Consider the following 26,705-nt stretch of genomic DNA (forward strand, 5'->3'; position numbering starts at 1 on the left):
GTGAAAGTCGCATGTACCGTTCTTAGAAGAGGAAGGGCGGGAAACCGCTCTTTCTTATTCGACTTTTGAGTTCGTTGTTAATTGTCTCTTTCGTGTTCATTTATGAACAGCGTTCATAGCAGACTCAGTGGTTTATATACTGTACATTATTTATAAATAATATATGTAAAAATTGGTTAACATACTTTGCTGTTTTTCCCAAGATAAGATGGGTCCCCATTATATTGAAAAAGAATATACCTTAGTGAATATAATATGAATGACAAAATGGAAGCTAAAAATCATACTGCACAAAATAATGTATTAAAAGATAACCTCAAAAAACAAATTGATAAAGCCTTACATCCATTAAGGTGGGGAGGGAAATGGCGCTGGATTTTTACAGTTTTGCTATACTTGGTAGCTATCGTTATTGCTTATTTTATATTTATTTTTATAATTATCGTTGTTGATTACATAAGTCCAACCCTGTATTTGAATGATATAAGTAATCCCAATAGTGCAAGGTATTTGCTAAGCTCTTTGATTCAAAGCCAAGCCGCAATACTTGCGATCGTAACAACGATTACTTTGATTGCAATTCAACTCGCTGCATCATCTTACTCCCCACGTATAATCGAAATTTTTTTTAAACGTAATATAGATTTTGCAATTCTTCTGTTGATATATGTATCATCTATTTTCTATATGGCTGCAATTTTACGAATCATACCTGAGATTGAAGCAACCTTTCAAAGTCAATTACCACTACAGAGGCGTATTGACGGTGCGCTACTAATTTCTATTTTCGCATTTACACTTTTACTTCCATATTTTTGGAGAACAATTAATTTATTAAAACCTTTGACAATCATCAAAGAATTGTCAAAAGACCTCACAAAAGAAAATATTCTTCAATCGGCTAACTCTGATTATAATTTTAAAATCGAAAATAATCCCTTAGTGCCAATTTTTGAAATTATTCGTGGTTCATGCTTAAGATACGACTTTGAAACAACAAGAAAGGGATTGAAAGAAATTGGAGATAAAGGAATTGGCTTAATAAATAACAATCTTTCAGAATCTGAAACTGATAGCATAATACTATTATTTGCAAATGAACTTGAAGACTTTGGTAAATTGGCTGTAAATAGAGGAGATGATAAAACTGCTAAAGAGACAATTATCGTCCTACGAAGTATAAATAAAGCTTTAGTTGAGAAAAAAAATCAAAAATCTGTTATTCGGATAAACGCTTCATTAGAATTGATAGGAATTGCCGCAATAGAAAATAAATTATTAAAAACATCACAAGAGGCAATAAGTTCTATTTATGAATCTGGGATGACATCTATTAAAACAAATCCAGACGTACTGGAACAATCGGTTTTACTTTTAGGCGACCTTGCTAGAGGTGGAATATATTCTAATCTTGAATATCCCACTTATCGGGCTATTAGATCTATAAGGTCTTTAGGACTCATGGGAGTAAAAGAGAGGTTAGAACGGGCTGCAAGGATGGCATTATGGTCACTTGAACTCATTGGAAAAACTCAACGAATATATGAACTGAGACTAAGGGAAGAAAAATGGGAAGAAATTCCTCAAACTTATGGATGGGAAGGTGAAATATATGAAGAATCTGTCCTTTCTCAAGGAGTTGAGAATGAAATATCTTTGTTCGATGAAATTGTAATAGCTGTGTTTTACGTAGGTAGATCATCTATTAAAGAAAAATTGTACACTGTGTCTTCAGATGCTATACGCACTTTAGAAATTATAGGAGAAACGACTATCAAAAATAGATTTGATGAAAATGGAACTGCAATCTTTTTAGGTCATCTGGGAATAATTGCATTGGAAGCAGACAATAAAGATCTTGTAAAATCATCTGTGGAGGCTTTGAAAACCTTTAGCATAATTGTTGATGCTGATTTAGAGGACACGGTACGAGATACAGCCTGGTCTTTAATCAGAGTGGGCACAGTTGCGCTACAAAAAGATTTAAATGAAATAGCCACTTCGACGGCGCAGATTCTTGTAAATTTTCCAGGCACCAGTCGTAAGAAAATTACAATTGTTAAAAATTCATTTGATGGATCTCTGACAGGTATACAAGAATTTAAAAAAATGTATCTCAGAAAAAAAGTTAGGCTGTTGTAAGGAGTTATCTTACTCAAGATTTTTATTATGGTGGCATCAAATTCCCGTGATTCGATAAATAAGTGATTATTTCTTTTATTGAGTTATTCAGGTTTTTCTTATTATCAAATTCCCGAATTATCCTCAAAAGCTCATCTTTTTCTGAGTCTTTAAGCTCTTCTGCGAATTTTGATATGTTCGGTATTGCACGGGTTATATTATCCACGATTGTTATCCCTGCGCACTGCGCTGTTCTTGATAAAGGATTCAGGTCTATTGCAATAACAGATTTTCCCATCTCAACCAGCGCTTTGCATCTATCCCCATCCTCAAGAGGGACAAGAACAACATCTGCATTGAAAATGCCATCAGTATCCACCTTTGCCCTCTCATGCTCCAGGCCGGGTATTAACCCATCGCTCTTTGTATACATTTTCTTTGCCCCGAGGGAGCGCAGGCATTCGATGATTCTGTTTATCCTTTCCTCGGTCCTGTAGAATAGATTGACCTCAAGAGGAGCATTAACGATATCACTTAACCGAATAATCTCCCCTGGAACAAGGGCGGCAACATTCCCGTTAACTGAGATAACAGGTCTTTTCGCAAGCAGCAGCATTGCTGCTGTGACCCTCTCAGCCTGCAATGCACACGTTGATGTTTTTTCTCCGATTAAGTAATCAAATGCCTCACCGCGCCCCTGTGCAATCAATCCCTGCATGCTTGTTATTCCATTTCTTATACCCTCAACTATCAGTTCCCGCGTCAATAGCGACTCATACCTGGGATGGCTCTCAGGGATCATAATAAATGCACCCCGACATTACTTATCCTGCTTGTATGGACCTCCCCGAATTCCAGAAGCGCTCCCTTATCATTCATGGCAAAAACCGCATCTCCAAGCATGGCCTGACTTGCAAGCCCTCCTTTTGCCTCGACTGCTTCTATGGCATCCTTTACTTTCGGGCTCATTAACTCAATCTCCTTTGCAAAAGCGCTTGATTGCCAGAAAAAATTCTCAAGTGTGGGTTTTTTTAAGAGTTCCTTTAGCCTGAGTTTCCCTGTCTTATTGATCGCTCTCTTTTTCATATCATCAGATAGAACAGATCCTGTCGGGATCTTCCCGAAGCTCACCCATGAGATTGTATTATCTTTGCACGGGATCTTATCAATTACCGCTGTGAAAGGTGCGCCTGCTTTTTTCCTGATAACGATGCCTCCGAACGTCTGGCCTGTAACATCACCAAGTCCTGTCCTGTTGGTCACCTCGGCTATATGTGCAGCCTGGGATAATTCGTTTAAGGTCAGACTCAGGGAAAGCGCATCATTTAATGCCAGCGCTGCACTCAGGGCTCCGGCGCCGCTTGCTCCAAATCCGCAGCCTACAGGAATACTAAGTGCGGTCTCAACTATTACTGGTTGTGATGTCAGGAGCTTTATAGCCGATAGGGTCGTAGCTGCTTCAGTAAAAGCGCCGTTGATACTTATTGTTGTTCCTTCTGTTTCTTCTGCCAGGCGTACTTTAGTGACCGCCCCATCCTCAAGACATACGCCACAGCCTGTTGAACCTGAAAGTCGGGCATCCTTTTTCATGTCGATTATGAAGATACCCGAGATGTGAGCAGGAGCGAATGCGCTCCCAGTTTTCTGTTCCATTAGATTACACTGTATGGACTTGTTTAGCTAAATTATTTACCACAGGATTTCATACTGAATAACAATCATTATATCTCAATAAATAAATTATATTTATCATGCAAATTAAAGTTATGCTACTTAGGACTCTTGAAGTGTTTGATATAACTAACTCCAAAAGTGAGAAGTTAAAATTCATTTAACTTTTTGTTATAGAATCGGTGATTACCAACGCCTGCCCAAAACCATTGGTAATTTATTCATACACCGTAAAGTCGGCTATAAGCTGTGGTTGTTCATAGATAACAATGAAAAAGACGATTAACAACGAACTCAAAACGAACTTAAACGAACTCATCAGCCCGAGTTCGTATCGAGTTCGTACCAGTTCGGTGTTTATATTAACTGAACCACATCCGAGTCTAAAATGCGATATATATTGAACTTTTCCCATGAAAACTTAAATCTATATGTTCAAGCATTACGGTTTTTCATGCTTTACTTAGTAACAAAAATCTTTGCGCTCTTTGCGTGAGAGCACCGTATTCCCGCGGCAGGCAACTGGAGACTAACGCTAATCTATGTTTTAAAAACAGTTAAGTTTAAATGGCTAACTCATGAATTGGTAATCACCGCTATAGCTATTATGAATTAAATAAACTAACCGTCTTTCCAAGCGCATCTATGAATTTTCTGGCTTCCTCTTCGGAATTATACAGGTAAAGAGAAGCACGCACGGCAGCTTCATATTTTCGGTAATTGAACCATGAGTGCACGCAGAATGCGCCTGAGCGTACCGCGATATTCTCGGTCTCATCCAGAATAATCGCAATATCATGGGCATCGCCGCCTTTTGGAAATTCAACTGTGAACGTGGTGATACCGCTCCTCTGGCCCGGGTCCTGCGGCCCTATGATCCTCAATCCAAGCAGATCCTTTATACCATCTGTAATAATCCTTGAGAGTCTCTCCTCATGTCTCTCTATATTCGAGCGCCCGATCTTCTCAAGGTAATCCACGGCTGCTCCAGAGCCTATAATGCCTGCATAGTTCTGAAGCCCTGCTTCGAACTTCTCAGGCGGAGGTAAAAGCCTTGCAGTCTCGAACGTGGTCTCGCTCACGGTATCTCCTCCTACAATGAAAGGTGCCATTTCCTCAAGTAAGTGGTACTTCCCGTATAGCACACCCATGCCTGTTGGCCCGAGCATCTTGTGCACGGAAAGAGCAAAGAAATCAACATCCAGAGCCCCAACATCCACCGGCCTGTGGGGCGCGCTCTGGGCACCGTCGAGCATGACAAGCGCGCCATGATCATGGGCAATCCTGATAATCTCTTTCGCCGGGATGGTGTAGCCGTCAAGGTTTGAGGTGTGAACCATACTCACAAGCCGCACGTTCCTGTTCTTATTCAGTGTTTCCTCAAACCCTGTAAGATCAAAGGTATTATCCGGGTTTGAGTACACAACCATATGCTTTATGCCTCTCTTATGAACCTGCACCTGCCACGGGACAAGGTTTGAGTTATGCTCCCTGTCCGTGGTAAGGACTATATCCCCTCTTTTGAAATCTTTTGAATTGGCAACCAGGTTCAGTCCTTCTGTTGAGTTACGTGTGAATATGATCTCCTCAGGGCGTTTTGCACCGAGGAACCTCTGGAACTTCTCCCTGCTTTCAGATACTTTCTCATCCACTTTCTTTGCCATCTTGTGAAGAGAACGCCCGCCGCATACTGGATATTCGTTATAATATTCATTCATTGCATCTATTACCTGCCCTGGCTTTAAGCTCATGCAGGCGTTGTCAAAATAGATCGGGTACCTGCCGTTCCATTTTTTCGTAAGTGCAGGGAAATCGAGGCGGATCTTCTGGATGTCCATAATGAATACAAAGGTTCTGGATACTATATATTTTGTTGTATGATAGTATTATTATCAGCTAGAGATCAATTTAATCCAAAAGGCTTATGTGTACTGAAATTATAATATCTATAGTAGATTAAAGGTATGCTTATACCTTGATCTGTTGAGGGAGTGTATATATTTGGGAATTATCGGGGCCATGCCCATCGTTGTATAAGTAGCGGGTCAGATGCTATATACAGTTTGCAGTAAATACCATCCTGGCGTTGATACCCATCTTAGAAATGTGGAATCATTAGGCCTGAGTAAACATCTTTACATTGAGGATCTGTCAGAGATACCAGGCGATATCACTACGATTATCTTTGGTGCCTGGCATATATCTTATAAACCAGTACTCAAATTCGCAAAAAGAAGGGGTATAAAGATAGGATTCCTCTGGACATCAAGTCCAACAGAGACTGAACTGCACTCGATAATAATAAGCCAGCACCAGCACGAGATGCTATATCAGTCCTCAAGCCCGACAGAGACAGGGATGCAGGGGGAAATATCGCTTCTAAATCGGATCATTGCAATGAAACAAAACAACGAGATCGATTTCATATGGTTTGCTAAAAAGGACTTCCTCGCCGCTTTTGGAGATGATGGCATCTTCTATGCACCCCATCCTGTACATGATAGAACCAAACGAACATCCATTCCTGATAAAAATAACATAAGCCTGTTCTCATCGCCTGCAATAAAAAAGAACACATTCTCCCAGTATCTTGCTTTTATAGCAGTCAGACGCCGTATCCCGACCCTTCATCTCAAAACCAACCTCTCTTTCAAACCTATGACCTATATAACAGCCCTGGGATGGATGCCGCAGGACATATACGAGCAGGAGATCAACAATACATACGTTGCGCTCCATGTCAGCCTTGCAGAATCATTTGCATACGGGGCATACGAGTTCCTTGGAAGGGGCATACCGTGCCTGGTATCTCCTACTATAGCCAGAAACTTTAACCTGCCCCTTCAGGCTGATATTGTTATCCATAATGTGGATTCTGTAAAAGAGATAGCTGACAGGATACAGTACATAGTGGAATCAGACGAAGAATATTATAAAAAATTAAGTGACACCATATATCAGGCAATGAGAAAGTTAAAAGAACACAATAACACTTCTCTAATCAAAATATTCAGGGAGCAGGATATACTGTGACGTTAAAGAATCCTAGCTCCACAGCTCTCCACGAAGTATTGATTCTGTTTTATCGTTTGTACTCTTGAATAATTTTCTTATTTTTACCAGGTATTCATTACCTATTTTCTCGGGTCTCTCGAAGATAGCATCCACACCCAGCAGTCTTAAGTGCTCTTCAAAGTTCTCGACGGTTCTAAGATCTCTAACCCTTATCTGCACAGTTTCAGTTATTCGCTCCCCTTCTTCTTTCTTTTTGATGGTCTTGATCATAGGGAGTATAATGCTCTCACCGAGCCTCTGGCACCTCTGGGCAATGCTCTCTTCATCCTCGTCCCACTCCACTGACTGGAATGCCTCCCTGCATACCCTCGGGAAGAAAAAGTCCCTGCCATAATCGTTATAGAACTCAAAAGCGTATCTTAAATCAGCGCAGTTGCTCTGAGAGCTTGTGTATTTTACAGGCTGTACCTGCATCTGCGGATCTTTGATGACCACCCCTTCATGCTGTAAACTACCTAACCCTTTTATTATCTTCGTAATCTCGATATGCGCTTCATCCACGTCATATTCTCCAAAAAGCCTGACCGATCTTATCCCGTACTCATCCATGAGCGCTCTTCGCCTCATAACAGGCATGGGTTTTCCAGTTATCTTCTCCATAATATCAAATACAAAAAACTCAAGTGACTCGATATCGTAGATTGTTTTAGGAACATACGGGCTGTCAGGGCCAACCATCTCACCGCACAGGACAAGATCTGGATGATCCAGAAAGAATTCACGGTTGACTAACTCATCCGCCTTCTCTGTCGTATAAGGACACACAAAACCGCCCCGGGTAATCCCTGTGATCCGATCTCCTATAAGCGCCACTCTTGCATTGTAGCCGTTCATCTTCTCTTCGACAATAACCTTCTCGCATGAGGAGAAATGGCTTACAACACCGGGATAAAGCACAAGTGTACGCCTTATTTTAGGAAAACCCCGCACTATATCAAAAGGCTCAAGGAATATAGAGGTACCGCCCTCGATACCTGAGATCGGCTTATCAAACCTGAATAACTCAGGGGGTGAAAAAACATATTGTAATGTTCTTCTCTGTATCGCACCTGCAATCCTGTGCTCAGGTACCTCAAGTAGTCTCGATACTCTCTCAATATCCAGTCTGTTAATAAGTTCAGAGGAGATATCCCGTTTCATTCTCTTTTAGAGTTCATCAAAGCCAGATGCTTTATAATCCCTCTCCTGCTGATAACACCCACTAACTCATCCCTGAGATTCAAAACAGGTACTCCACCAATGTTCTCATTCAGAATCAGAGAGACAACATCGGGTATGGGGGTATTTGTTCTAACATATTTCACATCACGGGTCATGATATCCCCTACAATGAGATTGCGTATCCTCTCAACCTGCTGATTATCAGGTACCAGTGTCCTGAAATGCTTCATTCCTTTTGCAATATCTCTTTCAGTAATGATCCCGACAAGATCGCCATTCTCGATCACAGGAAGTCTTCCTATATCGTTATCCAGCATTATACGCCTTGCATGTGCTACACGGTCATTAGCACCTACTGTTATAGGTTCATTCATTATTTCTGCTGCATAGCCTTTTACAGCACGAATGGTCTTAAGGATCTCATGCGGTGTTACCCAGCCCTGGACCTTACTGTTATCGGTCACAACAACAATCCCGCCTGTTCGATCCATCAATGCTATTGCATCTTCCATACTTGTATCAGGGAGTACCTTTGTGAACGCATCTGTGGTTGCAGTTGCAACGTGCAGCGAGGATGCTGGAAGATTTGATTTCTTCCACGTCCCCAGTTCTCTGGCAATGCTCCTCATCGTAATCACACCCAGAAGCTCGCTTCCGTTGATAACAAGAAGCCTGCGCGTGTCGAGTTTATCCATCAGTTCCATCGCGTGTGAAATCGTATCTGATTTATGCACCAGAATTGGATCTACCATTATGTTTTTTACTTTCATACTCTCCTCACATTGTCAGTATTGATTTTACAATGCTGTCTCCTGTCAGTATCCTTGTAAGCCCGTTGCCCATCACAGGTAATCCTTTGATTCTCTTCTCTATCATTATACGTGCTGCATGTGTTGCAGTATCCTCTTTATCTACAGTGATAAGCGGGCTTGACATTATATCCTCAGCAACCAGAACTACATCTCTTATATACCTGTATTTTTTTATTCCTGCATAGGAATCCTTTCTCGCCATTTTTATGTCTTTCTGGGGCAGTGCATCGGTTTTATCCCTCATCTCTGTAAACGTAAGGTTTGATCTTGTGATTATCCCCACAGGCATTTCATTGTCCTCCATAACAACAGCTCTATCAATTTGATTCGTCTCAAGCTCATGGATTATATGGCTTATCGTATGGTGCCTGTGAACTGTAAGAGCAGGCTCAAGGTCCATATCCTTTACTTTCAGATCCAGGTCCAGCTCTGAGAAATACCTTATCAGGTCCCATTTTGTGACTATCCCTGCCAGTCTATTTTTATTATCAATTACAGGCAATCCGCTTATATTATTCTCAATCATCAGTTCTGCAAGCTGCCTGGGGGTTGCATCAGGAAATATCGTAATCAGGCTCTCTGTCATGACCACTCTGACAGGGATCGCATCGATCGGACGACGGCGCCACTGTGGCTCTGCCTGATCAAGCCTCATGCTGATATCTTTCTTGGTCACTATTCCAATGGGACTGTTGTCCTCTATGATCACCAGTCTCCCGATTCTGTGGCGAAGCATCAGATTCCTTGCTCTGGCCACGGTCTCATTAGACGATACTACGTAAACAGGTGATCGCATTAATTCCTTGATTTTCATGATCTTCTACTCGGCTATTGCCCGAACAAAGTCGCGCTCTGTTATTATCCCTCTCAATTCGCCATCCTCCAGTACCGGGAGTGAGCCTACGTTCTTTGAGAGCATAATACCTGCTGCCTCTCCCAGATCAACATCCGATCTTATAGAAACGATATCCCTTTTTATGAGGGTGCGGACAGGTACCTCGAATACCTCGCTTGCGTTTCCCGTGACAAGTCGGTCGAACATATCGCCGCTGCCAAGAAAACGCAGAATATCAGATGCGGTTATTATACCTATAAGTACGTTGTCGCGAATAATAGGAAGCCTCCTGAAACCATTATTTATCATGGATTTAGCTGCAGTCCCGACAGGCATATCGGGCAGAGCGGTCACCACATTTTTATTCATGTATTCACTTACGGTCTTGCCTGTTATAACACTGGCTATGAGAAAGACAAAATCCCTCTCTGAAATGATGGCCTTCACCCTGTTATTATCATCAACAATCGGAACTCCCCCCACATTCTCCTTTAACATGGTGTCAAGTACATCTTTAAGCGAATCCTTCTCATTCAGGCTCACCACGTTCTCTTCCATAATCTCACCTATGCTCCCGTTGATGGCCGCAAGGAGATTTCCATCATATCTTTTCTTTACAATCAGGTGTCTTAAGCCCCCTCCCAGAAAATCTACGATATCCCGTGAGGTCACTATCCCTTCAAGACGCTTTGTACCTGCATCTGCAACAGGAATCCTCCTGAAACCTTTATTCAGCATGGTTTTAACCGCATCTATTATCGGCATTGTAGGAGGGATAGTCACGACTTCCTTTGATGCTATTGTCATTATCTCTCCTGATCTCTGGGCTATCCTGGTCTTAAACTCAAGAGGCCCGGCATTCCTGACATATGCATCACGGATCTCCTTTAGAGTCCCTGTTGTGAACTTCTGGTTTTTTGCAACAATTTGCCTTTTCATAAAACACCTTTTAAATAAATGCTTTAATTATATCATTTCTATCAACTATACCTGCCAGTTTACCGTTATCGACTACAGAGAGCCTGCCTATATCAAGCCTCATGAGCGACTGGGTTGCTTCTTTTAAAGTAGCATGCGGAGATATGGTATATGCAGGAGAACTCATGACCTTTTCAACAGGTGGAGACATAGTAGATTGAGTCCCATGCTCATCTTCCCTCTCAATCCTTGCATACCCGGCTTTGATAATATTGCGCCTTGTTATCATTCCTACCAGATGATCATCTTTCAACACAGGAAAACCGGATAGACCTGATTCTCTCATACGCAGCCAGACTCTGGCTATACTGTCCTTTGCAGAGCATGTTTTTACATCTCTGGTCATTATTTCTCCTACTTTCCTTTTAGGTATTTTTTCCAGGTCCAGGTTCCTGAAAATATCCGCTGTGCTCAAAATACCAACCAGTGTCTTATCCTGGATGGATCTTATAACTGGAACGCGCCCCAGACCTTCGTTGATCATCAACCTGGCAGCGTGTATCATATCCATATCTGGATATACCTCAGGGAACCCGGATGCTAAACCCTCTACAGTAACGTTTGATTTAGTGGAATATATGCCTAATATACCCCTTTCGGTCAGGATTCCGACAACCCTGTTGTTATTATCCACTACAGGCAGGGTACGCTTATGCCTGTCCCTGATCACCTGACGCGCATGTGTCATAAAATCAGTGTCACGAATAAAAATAGGATCCCTGGTCATTACCTCTTCCACTTTCATAGCAAATACTCTTCTATTATGTATATATATGTTCTATCTAGGTAGTCTCTCTACAGTCCTCACAGAGAATTGCCCCGTCAACCAATTTCAGATCAAGCTTAAAGATTTGGCACCGCTCACAGATGCCCTGCCTGAGACTAAACTGGGAAACTGACTCTGAGGCAATCCTTTCCCTGTGCATTCCGATAAGATCCGAGCATACACTGCCCATCTCTACTGAGGCGGCTATGAGGTCGGTATCTGTTACGATACCAATAAGCCTTGCACCTTCAACAACAGGCAATCGCCGTATCTTCATCTTAACCATCTTGAACATGGCATTTGTAACATCCTCAGTAGCAGGTATGGTTATAAGAGGGCTTGTCATCAGCTCTCTTATGGAGATATCATTCGGCAAAATGTTCTTAGATACGATTTTTCTGACTATATCTCGCTCTGTGACAATCCCTACCGGGCGCTCCCTATCTGTTATTATGATACTGCCAACATCAAGCCCGAGCATTTTTATCGCCAGAGCCTGAACATCGCTCTTTATGTCTATCGTTGCGACATCCCTTGTCATTATGTCTCTTACAGGCATCCTGAATTCCATGTGCGTTCCTCCCTATTGTTTAAGTATGTATTTTGAAGTTTTATATGTTGTGCTTTAATTCAGGTATCTAAGATTATTAAGCTTAAAACAGATATATACTGGAACAGTGGTTATTAAACTTTATGTAGTTCAGCAATATTATTAATAAAATCGGTGTTATTTTTCAAAATGCCTTAGAGTCTCATGGTTTGGAATCAGAGCATTTTTCCCTCGCACCGTTTAATTTAAATAACTCAGCCACGGTGTCCAGAAATAGCTCATCATCATGCTCTGCCGCATCCCTGAGTATCTTTGTGGGTTCTGCAAGGATCTGGTTTGCAAAGGAATGGGTCATGTCATTGAGCACCTCGCACTCGATAGTCCCGATCGTGTGCCGTGCTTTGAGTTTATTTATTGCCTCCTCGCATTCCTTTTTCCTTATATTCTCAACCGTTGAATAAAGAGCCGAGATGATCCTATCAGCCTGCTGACGCTTGTACTGCTTTTTAAGTAATTCAAGTTCTTCTTCGATGAGGAGCTCTGCCTTTTTAGCTTCCTCTTTTCTCCTTGCAATATTTGCTTCGCTTATGCTTTTCAGGCTATCTATGTTATGCAGGCTGATACCGGGGATATCAGCTACACTGCTCTCGACATTTCTGGGATTCCCGATATCTATAAGCATGAGTTCATTTTCCCGATTATCCATTGCCTGGCAGATTATTTCGTGAGTCAAAATAAAATGCGGCGCCGAAGTAGCACTGATCACCGCATCTGATACCGGAATGTATTTCTCCATCGATTCATATGTTATGGCTTTACCATTTAACTCACAGGCCAGAGCCTCAGCCCGCTCAAATGTCCTGTTCGCAACATAGATAACCCTGATATCCTTATTCGCAAGTGCTTTTGCTACAAGCGTTCCCATCTCCCCGGCACCGATGACCATCATGGTCTTTCCGCTTAATCCTCCAAGGCTCTTCTCAGCAAGTTCCACAGCAGCAGAACCGATTGAGACCGAGCCTTTATTAATCCCGGTCTCGTTCCTTATGCGTTTTCCAACCTGTATTGATTTATTGAAAGCAGTATCGAGTATCTTTCCGGTAGTGTTCGCTTTTTTTGCAAGTATGTATAATTCTTTCACCTGGCCGAGAATCTGGTCTTCTCCAACGATCATGGACTCAAGACCGGATGCGAGTCGCAGAAGATGACGGAGCGATTCATCATGATCAAGAAAATCAATAATTCTTGAGGAAACTTTCATATGTTTGGCAAATTCAAGAAGTACCTTGCTTCCTTTTGGCGAAACAACATATACCTCAACACGGTTGCACGTTTTAAGTACAGCGCACTCCTCGACAAGTGGATGCGATTTAAGACGCATCAAAAGCTGGTCAACACCGCCATGCCATGCGGTTTCCATCTCCTCTATGGTCGCTTTGGTATGCGTGATAAGCATGCTTGATATCTCAGACATTATGCTCTCCTATCTCTAGATGTTTTAGAGCTACTTTATATGCCTTTTCATATGATTCTCCAATAGCAGTCCATACCTCATTATCATTGATGACACTCCACAGTATTTCTTTGCGTTTTGTCTGATCTTCTACCTTTGATTTCAGTATTTTGCGAAGATCATTCTGAAGCCGTGACATCTGTGCAAACTCAGGTGTAATGACTTCCTCGATTCTCTTGCGGATATATTTTGAGATAGCAGGACTCTGGCCAAGAGTTGAGATCCCGATCACAATATCCCCCCTTCTGATGACCGATGGTATAATAATATCCCCCAGGTCATCTACTCTGTTAACAAGTATTCCTCTCCTGTCTGCCAGACTGGCGATTTTCTCATTCAGGAGAGCATTGTTTGTAGCCGGGATTATAATAAAAGCATTTTTCATGTACTGTAGCATCTCTTTTTCAGAGATGTCTTCTACCTTAATAGTTTTTATTTTTTTTCTCTCAGACAACTGACCCAGCAGAGGTGTGAAATCTCTGCTTATAACAACCACCCGGGCGCAATCGCAGAAGAGCGAGGCCTTACGTTCACCAACTTCGCCGCCTCCAAAGATGACCACCTCTTTTCCTGCAAGATCAAGCATAAGGGGAAGAAAATTCCTCATAACCTTACACCGGTTTTCTTAAATTCCCTCTCGCTGAAGAGTATGCTGTAATCCTTAATACCCGTGGCAATAGAGATCTCTTTTGCTGTTCTTTCGCATTCATCACGCGAATAGGCATGGATCATGGTAAAGAGGTTGTACTTCCAGTCAGGGAAACGGGGGCGCTCATAACAATGTGTTACTTCTGGAAAGCCTGCCATTATTGCTCCGACTTCTTCTACCCGCTCATCAGGGACGTTCCATGTGCACATGGCATTTGCAGTTATTCCGATAGCCCTGTGGCCGATAGATGCACCAAAGCGCCTGACCACTCCTTCTCTAATCAGATTTTCCAGCCGGTTCAGAACTTCATCCTCTGAGATCCCTAGTTCCATTGCTATTCCTCTAAACGGCTCAGCGATTATCGGGAGCCCATTCTGGGTTAATTTCAACAGGCGTATATCAATCTCATCCATATTACCAGATATGTTTACTAGATAGATATACATATTATAAATTAGTATGGTAAATGTGAACACAGGAATATCTGACGTTTGCACACAACACTCAGCCAGATTAAAAACTCAAAAACGCATTTTGGCGGGCATTTCAATATATTATCACTTTTCATTCTTCCTTCTTAAGTACGCTACAAATATTATCGATGCAATAACAGAGCCAATCACTATGCTCAGGAAGATCAAATTTGGTTTTGTAAAAGAGTCGGTTAGATCATCATTTACTTTTATGCTCCTGCTGAACTCCCAGTTCCTGCCGCTGTATTCCCCATGTGAAAAGTATATATCGCCGGCATCAGTCCCATATTCCCCGTATTTAAATACGGGGTCGTTATACGGGGTTTTTTCAGCCTGCCATACGATATAAATATTATCTCCAGAAATCCCTATCTGTGGATCGTAATGCTTGCCGTTGATATCGTTTACCCTGATGTTCTTACTGAACTCAAGGCTGTTATTCTTTCGGATGCCCTTTGAGAAATAGATATTCGAAGCGCCTTCTCTTTCGTCCTCCCATACTACAAAAATTTCTCCATTCCTAACCGCAACTGAGGGATGCATCTGGCTTGTATTTCCTGTATCGTCGTTTACACGAATGTTTTTATCAAATATCCAGCCGTTATTCTCTAATCTGCCTTTTGAGAAGAATATATCAAAATCTTTATTCCTGTCATCATACCATACAATGTATGCGCTTCCATTTTCAAATGCTATCGAAGGAGTATAATGGGAAGCATTCGTGAGATCATTTACCCTGACATTATTGCTGAACTTCCAGGCTCCGTTTTCTCTTATTCCATGCGAGAAATAGATGTCATAATTGCTGTTTCTCGCATCCAGCCATGCAATACATACGTTGTTTTCATCATCGACTGCAAGTGATGGGGCATAATGCCAGTTGCCCGAAGGGTCATCGTTAACCCGTACCGGTTTACTGAACCTGTAAATGCCGTTAATAGAGTGCCCTTGCGCAAAATCAATATCCCAGTTTTTCTTGTTCATCATTGCGATATACACAGTCCCGTTCACGACCGCGACAGACGGCAGTACCTGACTTCCAGCATCTGCTACAACCGGTATATCCTTTTTGAATTTGATATTATTCTTTGACGAAGTTGAAAAGTAGAGTTCTTCGAAACCGAATCTGTCATCCTCCCACAGCAGATAGAGGTTATTATCATCCACCGCTATTGAGGGAGAGCCGTGTCCCGTGCTTCCTTTTATTTCGTTTATCCTGATGTTCTTATCAAAAACCCATCCGTTCTGAAAGCTTCCCTTCGAAAGATATATGTCCCCTGCCTTGTGGGGCTGGTTGTTCATTATCCGTGTGTAATTGCCGTTCCTCTCATCAGCCCAGACGATATAGACCGCATCGTTATCAGCAGCTAAAGCCGGGAACCACTGGAGGGAATTGCTCTGTACTCCAGAAGAAAATGCATTCCCGCTTATACTAAGATTCAGAGTAATAAATAATATTAGTACAAGCATCAAAATGCTATGTTTTTCTTTTTTCATGAGATTTTGCTTGTTGTACGGTTATCCTATACCATGACATATAGTGCAGCAAAAGAAATAATCCTTATCATCGAATTTCTTTCTGATCCTTCACTGATCATACCGTATAGCATCCACAGGCCTCATCCTGGCTGCATATCGGGCAGGGATGATTCCAGATAATATGCCTATTACAACTGAGAATCCAAGGGCAAAGAGAATTGTTTCTGCAGTGATTGTCGCTCTCATATCTCCTCCAAAGCCAAGTGCCTGTACTCCTAGAAAGGGAATAAGTAAGGAAATAGCAGAGCCGAATACTACACCTATTATTCCTCCCACAAATCCGAACATTCCTGCCTCTATAAGGAAGAGCTTCATGATCTCACGCTCACCCGCGCCCATCGCTTTCAGTAGTCCTATCTGTTTGGTGCGCTCCATGACAGACATGAACATGGTGTTGGCTATGCCTATTGCCCCGACAAGAAGCGAGACCGCAGCGATTGCACTCAAGAACAGAGACAGAGTCTGGGTCACACCACTCATCTGCTCACGGATAAGGGCTGAAGCTATGACCGTAAAATCTTTTGTTCGCGGGTTTACCTGTCTTGAGCTCATAAGCTTCTGATCGATATCATCTTTGATTGATTCCACGAGAGAGGCATCAGAAGCTTTTATAACCATAGATGTGAACTGATTATTTGCTACTTTTTCCGTAATAACCCCTCTTGCCATCTCAGCAGGCATATAAACCGCTGTATCACTGCCGCCTCCAAATCCGCCAGACTGCTTGAGTATACCCACAACCCTGAAATTTTTACCTCCAACTGTAAGGGGACGATTAAGCGTTACAGGTTGAAGGAAAGTCCCATATGCAAGATTATATCCCACCACGATCGAATTAGAATCTCCTGTCTGGAGATATCTTCCTTCATCTATTCCTGTAGTATCCATCAGCCTCCAGACTGAGGTATCTACACCTGTTACAGATACTACTGTCTTCTCATTATCATATACTATGTCGGCTTTGCCAGAGACGATGCCATTTACATACATAACACCAGGTACCTGTTTAACCACCTTATAGTCTTTATCTGTAAGGTTAATTGAAGAGCTTGTACTCACAGATCTATCAGTATGCATCTCGCTGTGTACACCTGTTGCTCTGAAGTAGCCAGGGATTACGGTTATAATATCAGCACCGAAATTTCCAAGCCTCTCCTGCATATTTTCCTGCATCCCCTGTCCTATTGATATAATGGCTACAACAGAGGCGACGCCTATAATAACACCTATGATGGTAAGCCAGCTTCTCATTCTGCTTTTCTTTACATGGGAAAGAGACAACAGGAAAATATCCAGAAGCCTCATTTTCTTCTCTGCCTCTGGAATTTCAACCTCTGGTACATTCCAGAAATGCTCTTTCGCTGCCAGAAGCCAATGATACCGAGTAATACAACCCCAAGATATGGAGCAAAGCTGGCTGCAAGCTTTGAGGTATTCGATCTATTATCGCTGTGCATCGCTTCATGTTGATCGCTGGTAGCTCTGGATGCCGTACCAGCCATCGCACCTGAAAGTTTCACAGGCAGCCTCTTTTCTATCGACCGCCGCATACCGGTAGCATCGGTATACTGTATTCTGATGTTCATATCTGAACCTCCCCTCTGAGCTACCTGGAACGTTGCTGAGGTATAGTCTCCAGCATTCAGATTACCTATAACCTGTGTACTGCTTCCCAGTACGCCAAAACTGTTTTGAGGAGGTATCTCCACGCTTACTGCTTTAGCTGGATTGACCCCTATGTTAGCTACACTGAGCAGAAAACTACTTCCAGATTCCTGGTAGCTTAACTCAAAATCTGTTATTCCTGCAATGCTTATACCAAGGTAATCGGTGGCTGAGTAGTTCATTCCTGATATTTGTAAAGGTATATTGTAAACTCCGGTCTGAGCAAGCGCATCAACCACGAGATTGAATTTGATCTCTGTCTCGTCTCCGGGGCGAAGACTGCCAAGGGAAAAGCCTGTACCTGAACCAACTATTGTAAATACATTTGCCAGGTGCTCGTGGGCAGTATTTATATTAGCATACAGGTTTTTTGCAGTACCTGTTCCCTCATTTTTGAATTTTAATACAACTTCATTTGTAGAGCCTGGGGTAGCAGTCCCGATAGAAGTGTTGATAAGTGTTATCACTGGTATGCCTTTAACGACCAGGGTTTTATCTTTCAGCACTACAGTAGTAGGCTGGCTGCTGCCTGAACCATCCTTCCCTTTCGTAGTTACATAGATATTAAACTCATACTCTCCCTCTACTGCGTTTTGATCTATATGGATTTTAAACTTGGCTGTCCGTATATCGTTCCAGTCTTCAATGCTACCGAGAACCGCCTGATTATCAAGTACGTGTATTGCTTTATCTGTAGCATTGTTTGCCGGAACGAGTCTCACGGTGGTATCAGTCCACCATGTACCATAACCAATATTTTTAATCGGAACCCATACAAAGAGTGTATCCCCGGGATACACAGGCTCATGCTCGGTTATAAGATACTCATTCGATGCCGCCGCAGCCTGTAAAAATAGCAGCGGAATAAGCAAAACAATACATTTTCCTATAGAACTCATATTTACTCCTAATTATGATGCAAGCGCTCCATCTATCATCCTCACGATTTTGTTCGCCCGCTCTGCAATTTTTTCATCGTGAGTGATCATAACCACCGTGACGCCCTGTGCGTTTAGCTGTGCGAAAATATCCAGAACCTCGCCTCCAGCTTCTGTATCAAGATTACCTGTTGGCTCATCTGCCAGAAGTAAAAGTGGATATGTGGACAGGGCTCTTGCAATCGCTACCCTCTGGCTCTGGCCTCCTGAGAGCTGGGAAGGGTAATGATTGGCGCGGTCGGAGAGGCCCACAAGCTGCAGCAACTCCTCTGATCTATCCCATATCTGCACTTCACTGAATTCATGTATTCTCATTGGAAGCTGCACATTTTCAAGGGTGGTTAATGTTGGATAGAGATTATGGGACTGGAAGACAAAACCTATTTTTTTGCCCCTTATCCGGGCGAGTTCTATCTCGCTCAGGGCAGCAATATCCTGTCCTTCAAGTAGTACCCTGCCTTTTGTGGGTATGTCAAGACATCCTATCATGTTCATAGCAGTTGATTTCCCGCTTCCGCTTGGCCCCATAACTGCCACAAATTCTCCCGGCTTTACTTTTAAGCTTAAACCCCGCAGAGCCGGGATCTCGACTTCACCTATCCTGTAGATTTTCCACACATCTTCAAGTTCAATAATGTTCAAAAGAGATCTTCCTCATTTTATTTTTAAACGGGCTATGTTCCGACATCCTACGATCCCTGCAGCATTTTTATAGCCCGTTGGTATCTTAATGACTTTACAAGCAGTGTAAATCTAAGTAGTTTACGCTTTAAAAAATTAAAGTTGATGTATTTTCTTATCTTAATTTTTAAACCATAAATTAGATGAATAACGAAAGAAGAAAGTTAGGTATAAACAAGGAGAAACAAATGACGTCTATAATCGAGCTGGTGGTTTTTTTGATCAACCTGCCCTCTGGATAATAGATGAAATACAAACAGGCTTAAATAAAATCTGATCAGGAGGGTTTGGTTTGTCAAAATCAAAGAAACATAAGGAAAGGGGAAAGAAACAAAATAATAAGACTGCGCTCATGAGCATTTTGTTCGTACTTATAATCATCGCGATTTTTGGCTCTGCTGTGTATATACTAATGAGTAAAACGGCATCTTTGGAGCCTGTGGACAAAGATGCTATTAAAATGACCGTTACCATGGCAGGCTTTGATCCCGGTATAATCAGGGCACAGGCAGGAGAGCCAGTGACCATAAACTTGATAAATCCGGATAATTCGCATCATACCGATGGTGGTGGCTTTCATAACTTCATTCTTACAGCAGGATTATCCAGCGTGAATATTACAGTTCCTCCCCTGAGCCAGAAGGTGTTTACCTTTACTCCTACGCAGCCAGGGGAATACCACTGGTACTGTGACATATGCTGTGGGGGCAAGGAGAACCCCAGCATGCACGGGACACTTATAGTGGCCTGATGGGAGAACGATGGCTATCGACCCCCAGACGCTGACACTTCCCCTTGTAATTACTGCAGGTTTAATTGATGGATTTAACCCGTGTGCTTTCGCTGTACTACTGCTGTTCATAACATTTACCATGGGCATGCTTCAGATGCAAACAAATTACAGGTTCGGGTTGTGGAGGACGGGTTTGATATATATAAGCGGTATATTCATAACCTATGTGCTAATAGGCGTTGGGTTTCTTGGTGCTATATCCTTCTTCTCCACAACACATGCTGTTGGTAAGGCGGCAGCTTTTGTTTCCATGATACTTGGCGTGGTTGTCATGAAGGATTACTTTATACCAGGCGGATTCGGGCTTTCAATACCCAAGAGAATGCACACACCTATAAACAACTGGATAAAGCGCACCTCTGCGCCAGGTGTCTTTGGTGCCGGAGTACTTGTAGGTCTGTGTACCGTACCCTGCAGCGGCGGGATATATCTTGCTGTTCTGGGGCTTCTGGCACTGCAATCAACACTGGCTCAGGGCATACTGTACCTGCTGCTGTACAACCTGATGCTTATCATGCCGCTTGTGGCAGTGCTGCTTGCTTCTTCAAACAGGGTTGTAGTTGATAAGATGGTAGCATGGCAGTCACGGAACAGTACAAGGGTGAAACTGGTAATGGGCTCATTCATGATAGCAATGGGATTTGTGATACTGGTGATAATATAATTAGCGGATATAGATCTCGTGATGCACATGTACACCTTGCCTGTTCCAGCCGCACCAGGTCATCTTACTTTTATAATAGCAGTTGAAATCTATAAATATATTGTAAGGCAAAGGTAAAGATCATGTCACTATCCTGGTTGAGGGATTCAGCAATCGCAGATGTGCTTCTGGCAGTATTATCTGTAGTCATCTTCATGTTTGCTTATCAGTTTCTCATAATTAGAAAGCCTGTTGAGAATCTACCCCAGATACTGATCGGCATTGCGCTATCCACTGCCGGACTTATCCTGTTCTTAGAAGGACTCAAACTTGGATTCTTGCCACTGGGACGTCAGGTAGGTGCAGATCTCTCTGGCACTGGCTCGGCCTACCTTGTAATTATTTTTGGCTCTATTTTCGGATATGTGATTACACTTGCAGAGCCCAATCTGCGTGTACTTATCAACCAGGTTGAAATGGTCTCCTCAGGCGCCATACCGGGAAACCTTGTTATGCATGTTGTAGGCATAGGGGTCGGGATGGCGCTTGGGATATCGATGCTGAGGATACTTCTTGGTATACCCCTCTGGAAGATTATAGTCCCTGGATACATTCTGGCATTTGTGCTCATTTATTTTGCGCCTGTATATATAGTTCCACTGGCATTTGATGCCGGGGCTGTTGTAACAGGTCCCCTGGTTGTACCGTTGATTCTCACCATAGGGGTAGGGCTGATATCGGTTCTGGGCGGAAGGGACCCGCTTATTGAGAGCTTCGGGCTGGTTGCGACCGTAACCCTTGCACCCGTGATCTCGCTTTTAATACTTGGTATCGCAATAGGAGAATGAAATGAAATATCTCACAAATTATAATGTAATATTCACGATTGTTGAGAGAGGAAAAGGTGAAACGATAATTAAGGCAGCGCATGAGGCCGGAGCCGAGGGAGCTACCCTGTTCTTCGGAAGAGGAACAGGGGTTCACGAGCACAAAAAGATCCTTGGAATCCCAATCGAGCCTGAGAAGGAGATCGTGATAACACTGATCGAAAAGGAAAAAACCGATGCAATCCTTGAGGCTATTGTGAGGGCAGGGAAACTGGATGAACCGGGCCATGGCAGGGCATTTGTTTTAAATGTTGAGAAAATGGCAGGTGCGGTGCATCTTGAATAGAAACGCTGGCTTTCAGGATTCGGGGACTTAAAACAATATGCTGCATCGCATCACAGGATTAATGGATAAAGGTATGCCGGTAAGCGTACTATTTACTGAGGAGATGGGTGAGGATACTTCCCTGCTGTACTGTGAGTTAATCCAGAGGGCCAGGTCTGGAGAATCTTTCCTTATCCGAGACCAGGGCTGCAGGGCAGGAGCGTTTGTGCTGGGGGATACGCAGATAAGTCCTGAAGATTATTACTATACATCAAAACGATACAGGGATAGAGATGCAGCAAAAAACGCTGTTTCCAACCTTCACAGGATCGCAAAAAAAGAAGGCTCAATAAGAATAGCCCCGTACTCTGGCAGGGATTTTGATATCCTGATCCTCTTCCTGAAACCTGAGCGGGCGATGCGGCTCGTCCAGGCCTTTACCTATGAGGACGGGAGCGCAGTTGAACTTAAGACAGGCGGCATAGCCTCAGTCTGCAGTGACTGCACAGCCTATCCAATGAAGGGGAAGCTGGGAATATCACCAGGCTGCAAAGGATCAAGGAAACACAGCAGATATCCTGATGACGAACTTGTGGTCGGGATACCCGCTCAATTGGCACGGAGGATCGAGACTGCCCTTGGGAAAATCCCCGGGACTGTTGAGTAAACACAGACCTCAGGTTTAAGTATTAACACGCCTATTTTTTAATTTGAAAAAATGGAATTTTTAATAAGGTTTGCACGTCAGTGGGTCGCAGGCGAGACACTGGATGACGCCATAGTACAGGCACAAAAAAGGAACAGCTCAGATATAGGAGCCATAATAAATTATCTCGGGGAACATGTAAAGGAAGTACCAGAGGCAGAGAGAAACCTGGAAGAGAACCTGAGGATACTTGACAGAACAGAGAGATCAAAAATCAATGCTTCCCTCTCAATAAAGCTCACACAGCTTGGGCTTGATATCGATAAGGGCCTGTGTCTCTTGAATATGGAAAAAATTACAAGCAGCGCAACATCAAAAAACATCTTTATCTGGGTCGATATGGAGAACTCGCCTTATACAGAGGATACTGTTGACATATACCTCGAAATCCTTAAAAAATATAAAAATGTTGGCATTGCAATACAATCCAACATGAGAAGAAGCGAGGATGATGTTAAGAGGATAGCCGCAGCAGGGGGTATAATCCGTCTTGTCAAGGGAGCATACAAAGAGAAAAAGGAGATAGCATACACAAGCGGAAAAGAGACATCGATTAACTTCTCAAAGCTCATGGGCTACCTTTTCTATAAGAGCCCCTTTCTTGCCATCGCCACGCATGATGAGCTGTTGATAAACGAAGCAATCGAGGTGAATAAAGCCCATAAGAGGAGAATAGAATTCCAGATGCTCATGGGAGTGAGGGACGATCTTAAACGCAGGCTTGTAAAGAGTGGTTTTGCAGTAGTAGATTACATCCCCTATGGAACGCACTGGTTCCCTTATACTACACGCAGGTTAAGGGAGAGGAAGAGGAATATACTGCTGATACTGCGGTCTATATTTGAATGATATACTCCCTGACCAGTACTACCCGCATATTAACCTTGCCAGGAACTTCATATACATCACAAGATCTTCCATCCTGATATTCTCATCATCTGCATGGGCATTGCTCTCTGTCCTTCTTCCGATCCCGAAGCAGCATGCGGGCAATCCTGTGACCCTGACCGCGTACGCCACATCCAGGCTTCCCTGCGCCCCTGCAAACCCGATCTCCCTGCCTGCCACTTCACTGGCGGCACTCTGTACTTCCTTTACCCAGGGATGGCTCATATCCGTAAGCATGGGCGCGTATATCTCATCACAGCTCCATTTAAGAACGATGTCCGGGTTATTCTGCCTCGCTCTGGAGATGGCCTCTGACATCTCTTTGCATACATCATCGAATCTCTCTTCCGGGATAAAGCGGCGATCACCCTTCAATGTGCACCTGTCAGGGATTATGTTCTGTTTAACGCCTGCGTTTATAATATTGATATTAAGAACAGGTACGAGGGTTCTGAGACCTGTTCTCCGGGTTATCGCCATGCTTGCCGGCACCTTTGAGCGCCTTTTTTCGATCTCTGCCTTTAGCTTCATCAACTCATTCATGACAGGAATGGATCTCTCTATGGCATTCACGCCAAGAAAACTGCTGCCGCTGTGGTATGATCTTCCAGAGATATCGATCTGCCAGTCCACGTTCCCGTTTGAGGCAATAGTGATATCATCGCTGTCCCCGTCCATGCTAAGGAAATAATCCGCCCCAAGCTTTCCAAGATCTGCAAGGTAGCACAGGCCGGAGTAAGGCCCCATCTCCTCATCTGTTGTCAGGGCGATATTCAGGTTATACTCTGGCTCTATATCCAGTTCCCTCATCGCAGAAAGAACTGTTAGTAGCGCAGCAGGTCCTCCTTTTGAATCTGCTACACCACGTCCGAAGATGCGCCCATCCCTGACCGTGCATTCAAACGGCGGCACGCTCCAGTTTGCACTTGCAGGGACAACATCGAGGTGCGTATTGATCAGGAGTGTTTTCTCGGCGCCGACGTTTCTTATGGCAGACAGGTTCGCCCGCTCCCCGGGAAGGTGCGAGAGGCGTGGGTTTTTCTTCTCAAATAACTCGCGTGGCATGATGAGCTTCTCAACCTTAAAACCAAGGTCTGCGAGTTTTTCAATCATGAGATCCACTGCTCTCTCGTAATTTTCACCTGGTGGAACCTGAGTGGGAATGCGCACAAGTTCATCGAGTGTATCAAGCGCCTGACTGGAGCAGGATTCAAGATAATCAAATAATGCCTTCATCCATGTTCAAGAAGGCTTTTATAACCCAAATCCTTTTTGCCTTATCTACATCTATAAGAGCAGATGGCACTTGAAGAAGATATAAAGGCAGTCGAAGATGAAATCTCCAAAACAAAATACAACAAGGCTACCGAAGGTCATATAGGCCGACTTAAAGCAAAGCTTGCAAGGTTGAGGGAGGAGGTACAGAAAAGGGCATCATCAAAATCAGGCGGTGAAGGATTCTCAGTTAAGAAATCAGGAGATGCATCGGTTGTGCTTGTTGGATTCCCGTCAGTGGGCAAAAGCACGCTGTTAAACAGCCTGACAGGGACGCAGTCGCAGGTCGCAGCATATGAATTTACCACACTGGATGTGGTTCCTGGTTCAATGGAGTATAAGGGGGCCACAATCCAGATACTGGACGTGCCCGGCCTTGTAAAAGGTGCTGCATCAGGGAGAGGACGGGGTAAAGAAGTCATCGCAGTAGTAAGGAACGCTGATCTGGCAGTGATACTGCTGGATGTTTTTCAGCTTGTCCATTATGATGTTCTTGTTGAGGAACTGAACGATGCGGGTATTCGCATCAATTCAAGACCACCTGATGTCACAATCAGGAAAAAACCAAGGGGAGGCATCAGCATCAACAGTACGGTTAATCTTGATCTTGACGGGGACACGATAAGATCGATAATGGGAGAGTACAGGCTCCATAATGCGGATGTAGTGATACGCGAGAATATCGATATAGACCAGTTAATAGATGTGATCCTGGGCAACAGGAAATATATCCCGGCGATAGTGGTTATCAATAAGATCGATCTTGCAGATGAATACACACTGCGGGCATGTAAAGAAAAATTCCCTGATGCACTGCTGGTATCGGCTGATAAAAAGATTCATATCGACGAACTAAAAGAGATACTGTTCAACAGACTTGGATTCATCAGGATATACCTGAAACCACAGGGAAAGCAGCCTGATATGGATGAGCCCCTGATAGTCAGATACGGATCTACCATAGGTGATATATGCGACAGGCTCCACCGTGATTTCAGGAACAGGTTCAGATATGCCCAGGTCTGGGGAAGATCTGCAAAACATAAGGGCCAGCGTGTGGGTCTTGATCATATACTGTACGATAATGATATACTGACGATAATATTGAGGAAGCAATGAAACCACAAACACCACTTCTGACAGTAGATGCGATTATAATCTACAGAGGAAAACTTGTGTTAATTATGCGTAAAAACCCGCCGTATCAGGATCATTTCGCACTTCCTGGCGGGTTTGTAGACGTGGGGGAAACAGTAGAGAGCGCTGTGATCCGTGAGGCAAAGGAGGAGACAGGGCTTGATATTCGACTTATCAAGCTTCTGGGTGTGTATTCTGATCCCTCACGCGATCCGAGAGGACATACCGTTTCCATATGCTACCTTGCAAAAGGAATCGGAACACTTAAGGCAGATTCTGATGCTAAGGATATAGGGCTTTTCGATTTAAACGAAATACCTGAATTGGCATTTGACCATAATAAGATCATAGAAAACGCTAAGAGTGATATCAATGGAGTTTTGTCCAAAATGCAAGAGCATGATGATGCCTGCGAACAAGATTTTTAAATGCAGGAATCCTGATTGCGGGTTCGAAAAAGAAATTAAAGAAAGCTTTGTCTCAAAGTCTGAGCGAAAGGAGCGCGAGGTCTCCGTACTGGAGGGGCGCGCAATGGGAATGCCCACAACCCGGGCCATATGTGAGGAATGCGGCAACGACACAGCATACTGGTGGTTGCGGCAGCTTCGGGCCGCTGATGAGAGTGAGGTACGGTTTTTCAGGTGTACAAAGTGCGGAAATACGTGGAGAGAGTATAGTTAATAC

The 26,705-nt window shown here is 43.3% G+C and carries 28 protein-coding genes; 11 read left to right on the plus strand and 17 right to left on the minus strand.

The genetic code is table 11. The features are described 5' to 3' along the window. Positions 1–255 precede the first annotated feature (255 nt). Positions 256–2,142: a DUF2254 family protein gene (locus tag ANME2D_RS13185; RefSeq protein ID WP_048092584.1), complete on the plus strand. Its 1,887-nt coding sequence runs from the start codon at positions 256–258 to the stop codon at positions 2,140–2,142. A 25-nt stretch (positions 2,143–2,167) separates the two neighbouring features. Here ANME2D_RS13185 and ANME2D_RS13190 read toward each other — a convergent pair whose 3' ends face one another. The 3 genes from ANME2D_RS13190 to ANME2D_RS13200 all read right to left on the minus strand — a co-directional run bounded on the left by ANME2D_RS13190 (position 2,168) and on the right by ANME2D_RS13200 (position 5,630). Further along, positions 2,168–2,923 carry a 4-phosphopantoate--beta-alanine ligase gene (locus ANME2D_RS13190; RefSeq protein ID WP_048092587.1) on the minus strand — a complete coding sequence of 252 codons (756 nt, stop codon included), beginning with the start codon at positions 2,921–2,923 and terminating at the stop codon, positions 2,168–2,170. Beyond that, positions 2,920–3,774 carry a pantoate kinase gene (locus tag ANME2D_RS13195; protein ID WP_048092589.1) on the minus strand — a complete coding sequence of 285 codons (855 nt, stop codon included), beginning with the start codon at positions 3,772–3,774 and terminating at the stop codon, positions 2,920–2,922. Before ANME2D_RS13195 ends, ANME2D_RS13190 begins: the two co-directional genes overlap by 4 nt. A gap of 623 nt (positions 3,775–4,397) precedes the next feature. Then, a complete protein-coding gene (locus ANME2D_RS13200; protein WP_048092591.1) occupies positions 4,398–5,630 on the minus strand; it encodes an aminotransferase class V-fold PLP-dependent enzyme in 1,233 nt (410 codons plus the stop codon). A gap of 211 nt (positions 5,631–5,841) precedes the next feature. Here ANME2D_RS13200 and ANME2D_RS13205 point away from each other — a divergent pair, with 211 nt between their 5' ends. Then, positions 5,842–6,825 carry a glycosyltransferase family protein gene (locus ANME2D_RS13205; RefSeq protein ID WP_048092594.1) on the plus strand — a complete coding sequence of 328 codons (984 nt, stop codon included), beginning with the start codon at positions 5,842–5,844 and terminating at the stop codon, positions 6,823–6,825. A gap of 12 nt (positions 6,826–6,837) precedes the next feature. On the opposite strand, the gene ANME2D_RS13210 is transcribed toward ANME2D_RS13205, so the two are convergent. The 13 genes from ANME2D_RS13210 to ANME2D_RS13270 all read right to left on the minus strand — a co-directional run bounded on the left by ANME2D_RS13210 (position 6,838) and on the right by ANME2D_RS13270 (position 19,388). Next, a complete protein-coding gene (locus ANME2D_RS13210) occupies positions 6,838–8,007 on the minus strand; it encodes an RNA ligase (RefSeq protein WP_048092596.1) in 1,170 nt (389 codons plus the stop codon). Beyond that, entirely contained in the window at positions 8,004–8,798 is a 795-nt protein-coding gene (locus ANME2D_RS13215; RefSeq protein WP_048092598.1) for a CBS domain-containing protein, read from the minus strand. The genes ANME2D_RS13210 and ANME2D_RS13215 overlap by 4 nt, the downstream gene beginning before the upstream one ends. Before the next feature lie 7 nt (positions 8,799–8,805). Next, complete coding sequence (locus ANME2D_RS13220; protein ID WP_048092601.1) at positions 8,806–9,654, minus strand: CBS domain-containing protein; 849 nt, start codon at positions 9,652–9,654, stop codon at positions 8,806–8,808. A 6-nt stretch (positions 9,655–9,660) separates the two neighbouring features. Further along, positions 9,661–10,614: a CBS domain-containing protein gene (locus ANME2D_RS13225; RefSeq protein ID WP_048092603.1), complete on the minus strand. Its 954-nt coding sequence runs from the start codon at positions 10,612–10,614 to the stop codon at positions 9,661–9,663. Positions 10,615–10,624: 10 nt separating this feature from the next. After that, positions 10,625–11,398: a CBS domain-containing protein gene (locus ANME2D_RS13230; protein WP_048092605.1), complete on the minus strand. Its 774-nt coding sequence runs from the start codon at positions 11,396–11,398 to the stop codon at positions 10,625–10,627. 37 nt (positions 11,399–11,435) lie between these two features. Continuing rightward, positions 11,436–11,990, minus strand: a complete 555-nt coding sequence (locus ANME2D_RS13235) for a CBS domain-containing protein (RefSeq protein WP_048092608.1) — start codon at positions 11,988–11,990, stop codon at positions 11,436–11,438. A gap of 181 nt (positions 11,991–12,171) precedes the next feature. After that, a complete protein-coding gene (hemA, locus tag ANME2D_RS13240) occupies positions 12,172–13,443 on the minus strand; it encodes a glutamyl-tRNA reductase (protein ID WP_048092610.1) in 1,272 nt (423 codons plus the stop codon). Then, entirely contained in the window at positions 13,436–14,089 is a 654-nt protein-coding gene (locus ANME2D_RS13245) for a precorrin-2 dehydrogenase/sirohydrochlorin ferrochelatase family protein (RefSeq protein WP_048092612.1), read from the minus strand. Before ANME2D_RS13245 ends, hemA begins: the two co-directional genes overlap by 8 nt. Next, entirely contained in the window at positions 14,086–14,544 is a 459-nt protein-coding gene (gene ahbB, locus ANME2D_RS13250; RefSeq protein WP_048092617.1) for a siroheme decarboxylase subunit beta, read from the minus strand. The genes ANME2D_RS13245 and ahbB overlap by 4 nt, the downstream gene beginning before the upstream one ends. Before the next feature lie 144 nt (positions 14,545–14,688). Next, positions 14,689–16,101: a hypothetical protein gene (locus tag ANME2D_RS13255; RefSeq protein WP_048092619.1), complete on the minus strand. Its 1,413-nt coding sequence runs from the start codon at positions 16,099–16,101 to the stop codon at positions 14,689–14,691. 90 nt (positions 16,102–16,191) lie between these two features. Then, positions 16,192–17,448, minus strand: coding sequence for an ABC transporter permease (locus tag ANME2D_RS13260; protein WP_048092622.1), 1,257 nt, complete (start codon positions 17,446–17,448; stop codon positions 16,192–16,194). Further along, a complete protein-coding gene (locus tag ANME2D_RS13265) occupies positions 17,445–18,707 on the minus strand; it encodes a COG1361 S-layer family protein (RefSeq protein ID WP_048092625.1) in 1,263 nt (420 codons plus the stop codon). Before ANME2D_RS13265 ends, ANME2D_RS13260 begins: the two co-directional genes overlap by 4 nt. Before the next feature lie 12 nt (positions 18,708–18,719). Beyond that, positions 18,720–19,388: an ABC transporter ATP-binding protein gene (locus ANME2D_RS13270; RefSeq protein ID WP_320408818.1), complete on the minus strand. Its 669-nt coding sequence runs from the start codon at positions 19,386–19,388 to the stop codon at positions 18,720–18,722. A 331-nt stretch (positions 19,389–19,719) separates the two neighbouring features. Here ANME2D_RS13270 and ANME2D_RS13275 point away from each other — a divergent pair, with 331 nt between their 5' ends. The 6 genes from ANME2D_RS13275 (at position 19,720) to ANME2D_RS13300 (ending at position 23,570) form a co-directional block, all read left to right on the plus strand. Beyond that, positions 19,720–20,178 (plus strand): cupredoxin domain-containing protein, encoded by a 459-nt coding sequence (locus ANME2D_RS13275; RefSeq protein WP_052368929.1) that lies wholly within the window; start codon positions 19,720–19,722, stop codon positions 20,176–20,178. A gap of 10 nt (positions 20,179–20,188) precedes the next feature. After that, positions 20,189–20,884 (plus strand): cytochrome c biogenesis CcdA family protein, encoded by a 696-nt coding sequence (locus ANME2D_RS13280; protein WP_048092627.1) that lies wholly within the window; start codon positions 20,189–20,191, stop codon positions 20,882–20,884. A gap of 122 nt (positions 20,885–21,006) precedes the next feature. Beyond that, entirely contained in the window at positions 21,007–21,711 is a 705-nt protein-coding gene (locus ANME2D_RS13285) for a DUF1538 domain-containing protein (protein ID WP_048092629.1), read from the plus strand. Position 21,712: 1 nt separating this feature from the next. Continuing rightward, complete coding sequence (locus ANME2D_RS13290; protein ID WP_048092632.1) at positions 21,713–22,036, plus strand: P-II family nitrogen regulator; 324 nt, start codon at positions 21,713–21,715, stop codon at positions 22,034–22,036. Between the two features lie 61 nt (positions 22,037–22,097). Further along, a complete protein-coding gene (locus tag ANME2D_RS13295; protein WP_241763374.1) occupies positions 22,098–22,682 on the plus strand; it encodes a DUF169 domain-containing protein in 585 nt (194 codons plus the stop codon). A 51-nt stretch (positions 22,683–22,733) separates the two neighbouring features. Beyond that, positions 22,734–23,570, plus strand: coding sequence for a proline dehydrogenase family protein (locus ANME2D_RS13300; RefSeq protein ID WP_048092638.1), 837 nt, complete (start codon positions 22,734–22,736; stop codon positions 23,568–23,570). A gap of 18 nt (positions 23,571–23,588) precedes the next feature. Here the strand turns inward: ANME2D_RS13300 and ANME2D_RS13305 are convergent, their stop codons facing one another. Continuing rightward, the gene (locus ANME2D_RS13305) at positions 23,589–24,845 is read right to left on the minus strand and encodes a M20 family metallopeptidase (RefSeq protein WP_048092642.1); all 1,257 of its coding nucleotides are present in this window, start codon (positions 24,843–24,845) and stop codon (positions 23,589–23,591) included. Between the two features lie 63 nt (positions 24,846–24,908). Here ANME2D_RS13305 and ANME2D_RS13310 point away from each other — a divergent pair, with 63 nt between their 5' ends. The 3 genes from ANME2D_RS13310 to ANME2D_RS13320 are packed head-to-tail and all read left to right on the plus strand — an operon-like array spanning position 24,909 to position 26,702. After that, a complete protein-coding gene (locus tag ANME2D_RS13310) occupies positions 24,909–26,003 on the plus strand; it encodes an OBG GTPase family GTP-binding protein (RefSeq protein ID WP_048092644.1) in 1,095 nt (364 codons plus the stop codon). Then, positions 26,000–26,449, plus strand: a complete 450-nt coding sequence (locus tag ANME2D_RS13315) for an NUDIX domain-containing protein (RefSeq protein WP_048092646.1) — start codon at positions 26,000–26,002, stop codon at positions 26,447–26,449. The genes ANME2D_RS13310 and ANME2D_RS13315 overlap by 4 nt, the downstream gene beginning before the upstream one ends. Beyond that, complete coding sequence (locus ANME2D_RS13320) at positions 26,394–26,702, plus strand: transcription factor S (protein WP_048092648.1); 309 nt, start codon at positions 26,394–26,396, stop codon at positions 26,700–26,702. Before ANME2D_RS13315 ends, ANME2D_RS13320 begins: the two co-directional genes overlap by 56 nt. The last annotated feature ends 3 nt before the right edge of the window (positions 26,703–26,705 follow it).

This window comes from Candidatus Methanoperedens nitratireducens (genome assembly GCF_000685155.1).
GTDB lineage: Archaea > Halobacteriota > Methanosarcinia > Methanosarcinales > Methanoperedenaceae > Methanoperedens > Methanoperedens nitratireducens.

Coding starts and splice junctions, on each gene's coding strand:
- ANME2D_RS13185 (WP_048092584.1), top strand. CDS start 256: ATGAATGACAAAATGGAAGCTAAAAATCATACTGCACAAAATAATGTA.
- ANME2D_RS13190 (WP_048092587.1), bottom strand. CDS start 2,923: ATGATCCCTGAGAGCCATCCCAGGTATGAGTCGCTATTGACGCGGGAA.
- ANME2D_RS13195 (WP_048092589.1), bottom strand. CDS start 3,774: ATGGAACAGAAAACTGGGAGCGCATTCGCTCCTGCTCACATCTCGGGT.
- ANME2D_RS13200 (WP_048092591.1), bottom strand. CDS start 5,630: ATGGACATCCAGAAGATCCGCCTCGATTTCCCTGCACTTACGAAAAAA.
- ANME2D_RS13205 (WP_048092594.1), top strand. CDS start 5,842: ATGCTATATACAGTTTGCAGTAAATACCATCCTGGCGTTGATACCCAT.
- ANME2D_RS13210 (WP_048092596.1), bottom strand. CDS start 8,007: ATGAAACGGGATATCTCCTCTGAACTTATTAACAGACTGGATATTGAG.
- ANME2D_RS13215 (WP_048092598.1), bottom strand. CDS start 8,798: ATGAAAGTAAAAAACATAATGGTAGATCCAATTCTGGTGCATAAATCA.
- ANME2D_RS13220 (WP_048092601.1), bottom strand. CDS start 9,654: ATGAAAATCAAGGAATTAATGCGATCACCTGTTTACGTAGTATCGTCT.
- ANME2D_RS13225 (WP_048092603.1), bottom strand. CDS start 10,614: ATGAAAAGGCAAATTGTTGCAAAAAACCAGAAGTTCACAACAGGGACT.
- ANME2D_RS13230 (WP_048092605.1), bottom strand. CDS start 11,398: ATGAAAGTGGAAGAGGTAATGACCAGGGATCCTATTTTTATTCGTGAC.
- ANME2D_RS13235 (WP_048092608.1), bottom strand. CDS start 11,990: ATGGAATTCAGGATGCCTGTAAGAGACATAATGACAAGGGATGTCGCA.
- hemA (WP_048092610.1), bottom strand. CDS start 13,443: ATGTCTGAGATATCAAGCATGCTTATCACGCATACCAAAGCGACCATA.
- ANME2D_RS13245 (WP_048092612.1), bottom strand. CDS start 14,089: ATGAGGAATTTTCTTCCCCTTATGCTTGATCTTGCAGGAAAAGAGGTG.
- ahbB (WP_048092617.1), bottom strand. CDS start 14,544: ATGGATGAGATTGATATACGCCTGTTGAAATTAACCCAGAATGGGCTC.
- ANME2D_RS13255 (WP_048092619.1), bottom strand. CDS start 16,101: ATGAAAAAAGAAAAACATAGCATTTTGATGCTTGTACTAATATTATTT.
- ANME2D_RS13260 (WP_048092622.1), bottom strand. CDS start 17,448: ATGAGGCTTCTGGATATTTTCCTGTTGTCTCTTTCCCATGTAAAGAAA.
- ANME2D_RS13265 (WP_048092625.1), bottom strand. CDS start 18,707: ATGAGTTCTATAGGAAAATGTATTGTTTTGCTTATTCCGCTGCTATTT.
- ANME2D_RS13280 (WP_048092627.1), top strand. CDS start 20,189: ATGGCTATCGACCCCCAGACGCTGACACTTCCCCTTGTAATTACTGCA.
- ANME2D_RS13285 (WP_048092629.1), top strand. CDS start 21,007: ATGTCACTATCCTGGTTGAGGGATTCAGCAATCGCAGATGTGCTTCTG.
- ANME2D_RS13290 (WP_048092632.1), top strand. CDS start 21,713: ATGAAATATCTCACAAATTATAATGTAATATTCACGATTGTTGAGAGA.
- ANME2D_RS13295 (WP_241763374.1), top strand. CDS start 22,098: ATGGATAAAGGTATGCCGGTAAGCGTACTATTTACTGAGGAGATGGGT.
- ANME2D_RS13300 (WP_048092638.1), top strand. CDS start 22,734: ATGGAATTTTTAATAAGGTTTGCACGTCAGTGGGTCGCAGGCGAGACA.
- ANME2D_RS13305 (WP_048092642.1), bottom strand. CDS start 24,845: ATGAAGGCATTATTTGATTATCTTGAATCCTGCTCCAGTCAGGCGCTT.
- ANME2D_RS13310 (WP_048092644.1), top strand. CDS start 24,909: ATGGCACTTGAAGAAGATATAAAGGCAGTCGAAGATGAAATCTCCAAA.
- ANME2D_RS13315 (WP_048092646.1), top strand. CDS start 26,000: ATGAAACCACAAACACCACTTCTGACAGTAGATGCGATTATAATCTAC.
- ANME2D_RS13320 (WP_048092648.1), top strand. CDS start 26,394: ATGGAGTTTTGTCCAAAATGCAAGAGCATGATGATGCCTGCGAACAAG.